The following is a 6,178-nucleotide window of genomic DNA, read 5'->3' on the forward strand; positions in this document are numbered from 1 at the left end:
GGATGAAACCGTAGAAGAAATCTCCCAAGGTGGAGCAGACGCAATTTTAATGCATAAAGGTATCGTAAAACAAGGTCACCGTGGTTACGGTGATGATATAGGTTTGATTGTACACTTGTCAGCAAGTACTTCCCTTGCACCCGACCCAAATGATAAGGTCACCGTAACAAGCGTTGAAAAGGCAATTCAGCTTGGTGCAGATGCGGTATCAATTCATGTAAACCTTGGAAGCGAAACAGAAAGTCAAATGCTTCAGGAATTGGGAGCAATAGCTGAAACCTGTGACTACTGGGGAATGCCGCTTTTAGCAATGATGTACCCAAGAGGTCAAAAGGTTGAAAACGAACATGATGTGGAATTCGTAAAACATGCAGCACGTGTAGGATCAGAACTTGGGGTGGATATTGTAAAGACCAATTATACCGGAGACCCAGACTCATTTAGGGAAGTTGTTGAAGGTGCTATTGTGCCTGTCGTAATTGCAGGGGGCCCTAAAGTAGACACTGATGAAGACCTTTTGAATATGGTTAAGGATTCACTTGAAGTCGGCGGTGCAGGAGTTGCATTCGGACGTAACTTGTTCCAGGCTGAAAACCCTGGAAAAATTACAAGGGCAATCGCTGAAGTAGTTCACCATGACCTTGAAGTGGAAGAAGCTATGAAATTCTTGAAATAGGGTGATTTGATGCAGAATAAATTCGCTTGGATAAGCACTCCTGATGAATTGTGGGAAGATAAAAAGGAAATGATAACCACAGCTTTGGAATCAGGCATTGACCACGTTCTTGATTTGGATGACATAGAGCAAATCAGAAAGCTAGGCAATGTAAAGATTATCGCAAACAGGGATGACGCTGACATATATCTTGTAGGCATAAACGGTGAAGGGGACGGATTTTTGGACCTTAAGGATGACTTCGCCGACTCAGTGGATATTGCAAGTGCAAAAAAAGCCAAAAGCGAAGGAAAAACAGTTTGTGCATATATAAAAATCACTGATAAGGCACATGAGCAATTGGCCGTAAAATTAGGTTCTATTGTAGATTATATAATCCTTGTCGGAACTGACTGGACAATAATTCCACTTGAAAACATCATCGCTGACTTGCAGAAAGTAGATGTTAACATCATTGCAGCAGTCAAGGATCTTGACGGTGCACGTGTCGCACTTGAAACCTTGGAACATGGTACTGACGGCATTATATTTGAAGCCAATGATTTCAACAATACCAAAAAGATAGCTGAGGAAGTCGTAAAAGCATCTCAAGTAAAATATGATTTGAAAGTAGCCACAGTCACTAACGTAAAGCCATTAGGTTCAGGTGACAGGGTATGTGTTGATACAACAGACATGATGAAACCCGGTGAGGGCATGCTAATCGGGTCATATTCAAAGTCCATGTTTTTAGTGCACTCCGAATCACTTGAAAGCGAATATGTTGCATCCCGCCCATTCAGGGTAAACGCAGGTCCAGTTCAAGCATATGTGATGGTTCCGGGCAATAAGACAAGATACCTCTCAGAACTTGTTGCGGGAGATGAGGTACTGATTGTGAATACTCAAGGGGATACAAGAACCGCATATGTCGGAAGAAGCAAGATTGAAAGAAGGCCGTTAATATTAATTGAAGCCGAATATGAAGGTCAAACCATACGTACATTGCTTCAAAATGCTGAAACAATCAGAATTGTTGATGAAAACGATGAGCCTCTATCAGTAGCAGACGTAAAGCCTGGAGATAAGGTAAAGGTATACATTGAATCAAATGCCCGCCACTTCGGAATAGCTATCGATGAGACAATCATCGAACAATGAGGGAATCAAATGCCTGAAATAAGAGCTTTTCTTGCAATCGATGTTGACGATGACTTAAAGCCTAAGATAAATAAGGTCATCAAGGAATTCAAAAAGATTGATGCCAATATAAGATATGTTGATTTGGCCAATCTTCACTTGACCCTGAAGTTTTTCGGTGACATTGACATAGAGGGAATTGACCTGCTCAGCGAGAAGATATCCGGTGTGGTCAGTGAATTCGATTCGTTTAAGATTAAAATCAAGGGTTGCGGAGCTTTTCCAAATAACAATCGCATTAGGGTAATTTGGATTGGCCTGGAAGATGATGGCACGTTAAAGGATTTGCATGACAAATTGGATGTCGAATTCAAAAAACTCGGATTTGATGCAGACAAAAAGTTCTCTTCACATTTAACAATTGGACGTATGAAATCGGCCAAAAACAAAAATAAAGTAAAAGATTTGATTGAAGAGTTTGGCGATGTTGAAATCGGTGAGATGGAAGTTGACAGAATTGTCCTTAAAAAATCAACCTTGAAGCCATCAGGACCGATATATGATGACATTAACATATTTGAATTGTGATTATATGGATTATAAAGCTATTTTAAATGATATCAAGCCTACTGCAGAAGAAACTGAAGATATTAATAATGTTTCATCTAAACTGATTGACTTTATAGATAAGACTTGTATTGAAGAGGGCATTGATGCAAAAATAGCTTTGGTCGGTTCAGTTGCTAAAAATACGGCACTTAAAGGCAAATCAGATATCGATATTTTCATGGCCTTTCCTCTGGATACCGATAAAAAATATCTGAAGGAAAAGGGGTTATATCTGGCCCATAAGTGCAGCGATGAGTTCGATGGTGAAGCTTCACATCATTTCGCATCACATCCGTATGTCACAAGCATCATCGGGGACTATGAAGTTGATATGGTTCCATGTTATGCTATAGAGGATGGAAGCCAGCTCAAATCAGCGGTTGACAGGACAATCCTGCACACACGTTATGTTAAGGCAAACTTGTCTGAGGGTCAGGAAGATGAAGTATTGCTTTTAAAGAAATTCATGCAAATGACAGGAACCTACGGCTCAGAATTTAAGGTCGGAGGATTTGCAGGATATTTATGCGAACTGCTAATTATTCATTATGGAAGCTTTGAAAAGACCTTGAAAGCTGCAACAAAATGGAATTTTGCACACAGCATTGATTTGGAAAATTATGGAACTTCAAGGCTGTTTAAAGATCCGTTAATAGTCATAGATCCAACAGACATGAATAGAAATGTCGGTGCTGCTTTAAGGCTGGATAAAATGGCTGAATTTATTCAATCAGCAAGAAATTACCTATCATCCGACAATAAAAAGGATTATTTTTACCCATTAAAACGCTCATTAAGAAAAGAAGAAATTGTCAATGAATTTGAAAAAAGAAACGGGGATATAATCACTATCCGTTTTGATATTCCAGATATTCCTCTCGACACACTACATCCTCAGCTTAGAAAAACAACTGAAGCTCTTGAAAGAAAACTCAACGAAGAGGAATTCAATGTTTTTAAAGCTGATTATTGGAGCGATGAAGTATCTGATGCGGTAATATTGCTTGAAATGGCTTCATCAACATTAAATGACATTAAGGTCAATGTGGGTCCAAAGGTATTCATCAATCAGGCCTGTGAGAATTTTGCAAACAAGTACGGTCGTGAAAACATTTATGTTCAGGGGGACTTTTTGGTTCACACACAAAAAAGGGAATTTGCCAATGCATGTGATTTAATCAAACATATTTTTACACAGGAGCATATTGGCTTGATTAAGGTTGGAAAAAACCTCAAAATGAATATAATAGACACCCATGAGTTCATAGCTATCGATAAGCTGGCTGACAATAATGATTATTTGGAATTTTTAGATGACTTTTTAAATCCGGGACAGCATTTGGTGAGGTGAATCATGCCAGAAAACAAAACAGAAGATATAGACTTAATCGTAAACCATCCTAAAAAAGCTATAAATAAACTGGCTTTGCCTATCATCATAAGCTACATATTTATGATGCTTAACAATATCATCGACGGTATTTGGGTTTCAGGACTCGGTCCTAACCCACTTGCTGCAGTCGGATTCGTTACACCAGTATTTCTGGCTCTTGTTGGATTTGCAAATGGTTTGGGCGCAGGTGCAAACAGTCTGATTGCAAGGTATATCGGCGCTGAAGAGTATGAAAATGCGGGAAACAGCGCAATTCATTCAATTGTACTTAGTATTGTCGTTACAGTCATTTCAACTATCTTGATATTGCTCATTTTAAAACAGTTATTATTAATAATGGGTGCCGGTGAAGTGCTTTCAGAGACATTGGCCTATGGTAATATTGTAATTGGGGGAATTTTTTCCGTTTTCTTGCCTGCTATGATGGCTGCAATATTCAGGGCGCAGGGTGAAGTAAAACGCGCATCCTATCCATTAATGCTCACTGCTTTTATAAATATTATCCTGGATCCGATTTTCATTTACGTTCTCGGTTGGGGAGTTGGAGGAGCCGCATTTGCAACAGTTCTTGCAGGAGCTCTTGCTGCATCTCCAATGGTTTATTGGATGTTTATCAAAAAGGACAGTTTTTTGAAAATCAAGATGAGTGAATATAAAAGAGATTTGCAGATTTATAAGGACATATTGGTTGTCGGTATTCCGGCAAGTCTGGAACAGTTTATCATTTCATTTGTATCAATTCTTTTCAACTACTGGATTACAATTCTTGGAGGTACTGTTGGTGTTGCCGCATATACTGCAACTTGGAGGCTGGTTTCAATCGGAATGTCTCCAATCATTGGTGTTGGGGTTGCCGCCCTAACTGTTGGCGGTGCGGCATATGGTGCACGCAATCTTCTAAATTTAAAAACAGCACTCAACTATGGTATTAAATTGGCAATGGTTTCATCAATAATTATCTCATTTTTCTTCTTTATCTTTGCTGAACCGTTATCATTTATATTTTCATACTCTGCGGACAGTTCCATTTTATCATCCAACATTGTTGATGCGCTTCACATTTTATGTTTCTTTATATTGCTGATGCCGTTCGGAGTGCTTTCAGGTAATATTTTCCAATCAATGGGAAAAGGAACCATAGCATTATCAATAACTGTATTGAGGTCATTTATACTTGAGGTGTTATTTGGAGGATTATTTGCATTCATATTGGGTTTTGGTCTTATTGGCCTTTATTCAGGTCTTGTCTGCGGAATGGCAACAGGTTCCGTAATCGGATATGCTTATATAAATTACTATCTGAACAAACATAAGGATTATTTCAAATAATCTAAAAATCATTTCAATTAATTAGAAATATTTATAATAATCTTTTTATAAATAATAAATTATGTCAGAGATTAAAAAGCTATCGCTTGATGTTGACGTTGAGGAATACTATAAAAATTATGTTGATTTTGAAAAGGTATCAAAACTCTGCATTGAGGAGCAGGAAATGTTGGGGTACAACTGGAATTACCCTCCTTTTGAATTCGACGTTGATGAAGTGTGGAATTCATATAACAAACTTAAGATAATTGCTTTTAAAATTGACTTTTCCGAAGAGGAATTGGCGCATACGTTTGAAGACAAGGAATTGGAATTTATTCTAAAGAGATTTGAGCGCATGAAAGTCAAATTGATGAATGAAATTTATGCTCTTGAAAGTGAAGATTCATTGGGTTTGTTTTTGGGCAAATGCAACTTGTGCATGAGATGCACAAGGGAATTCGGCATGCCGTGCAAAATGCCGTTCAAGATGAGATATTCCCTGGAATCTTTGGGGGCATATGTCGATAAGACAATTGAAGATCTTTTTGGTCATAAAATCCTTTATGCAAAAGATGGAAAACTGCCTGAATATTTGATATTTGTCGGCGGTTTGCTCTATGATAAAAAATAGGTGATAAAATGATTGTAAGTGTAATTGGTGGAACAGGTCCTCAAGGGCTCGGTATTGCTGAAAGATTAGCTATCGCAGGCGTTGAAGTCATTGTCGGGTCTAGAAAAGAAGAAAAAGCATTAGATGTAGTTGCAAAAGCTAAAGAAGATTTAGCAGACTACGACTTATCTAATATGAAAGGTATGGCAAATGAGGATGCAGCAAAAGAAGGAGACCTCTTAATCCTTACAGTACCACTAGCAGCACAAAAACCAACACTTGAAGGAATCAAAGAATTCTGTACAGACAAAATCGTTTTAGATGCAACTGTACCATTGGAAACAGCTATCGGTGGAAAGCCATTCAGATTCGTTGACCTCATGGAAGGATCAGCGGCAGAAAGAACCGCAGCAATATTGGACGGAACCGGCGCAAAAGTAATCTGCGCATTCTGTAACAT

Annotated in this window: 7 protein-coding genes; all 7 read left to right on the forward strand. The window is 38.4% G+C overall.

The window, feature by feature from the left end:
• On the forward strand, positions 1 to 676 hold a 676-nt coding region (locus tag ACJMLZ_RS07220), incomplete at its 5' end, for a 2-amino-3,7-dideoxy-D-threo-hept-6-ulosonate synthase (RefSeq protein WP_405304952.1).
• 9 nt (positions 677 to 685) lie between these two features.
• The gene (locus ACJMLZ_RS07225) at positions 686 to 1,816 is read left to right on the forward strand and encodes a 3-dehydroquinate synthase II (protein ID WP_405304953.1); all 1,131 of its coding nucleotides are present in this window, start codon (positions 686 to 688) and stop codon (positions 1,814 to 1,816) included.
• A 9-nt stretch (positions 1,817 to 1,825) separates the two neighbouring features.
• Entirely contained in the window at positions 1,826 to 2,383 is a 558-nt protein-coding gene (gene thpR / locus ACJMLZ_RS07230) for an RNA 2',3'-cyclic phosphodiesterase (protein WP_405304954.1), read from the forward strand.
• A gap of 4 nt (positions 2,384 to 2,387) precedes the next feature.
• Positions 2,388 to 3,755: a CCA tRNA nucleotidyltransferase gene (gene cca, locus ACJMLZ_RS07235; protein WP_405304955.1), complete on the forward strand. Its 1,368-nt coding sequence runs from the start codon at positions 2,388 to 2,390 to the stop codon at positions 3,753 to 3,755.
• A gap of 3 nt (positions 3,756 to 3,758) precedes the next feature.
• Positions 3,759 to 5,126 carry an MATE family efflux transporter gene (locus tag ACJMLZ_RS07240; protein WP_405304956.1) on the forward strand — a complete coding sequence of 456 codons (1,368 nt, stop codon included), beginning with the start codon at positions 3,759 to 3,761 and terminating at the stop codon, positions 5,124 to 5,126.
• Positions 5,127 to 5,187: 61 nt separating this feature from the next.
• Positions 5,188 to 5,739, forward strand: a complete 552-nt coding sequence (locus ACJMLZ_RS07245; protein WP_405304957.1) for a DUF2284 domain-containing protein — start codon at positions 5,188 to 5,190, stop codon at positions 5,737 to 5,739.
• 8 nt (positions 5,740 to 5,747) lie between these two features.
• On the forward strand, positions 5,748 to 6,178 hold a 431-nt coding region (locus ACJMLZ_RS07250), incomplete at its 3' end, for an NAD(P)-binding domain-containing protein (RefSeq protein WP_405304958.1).

It is taken from the genome of Methanobrevibacter sp., from assembly GCF_045126245.1.
Lineage (GTDB): Archaea > Methanobacteriota > Methanobacteria > Methanobacteriales > Methanobacteriaceae > Methanocatella.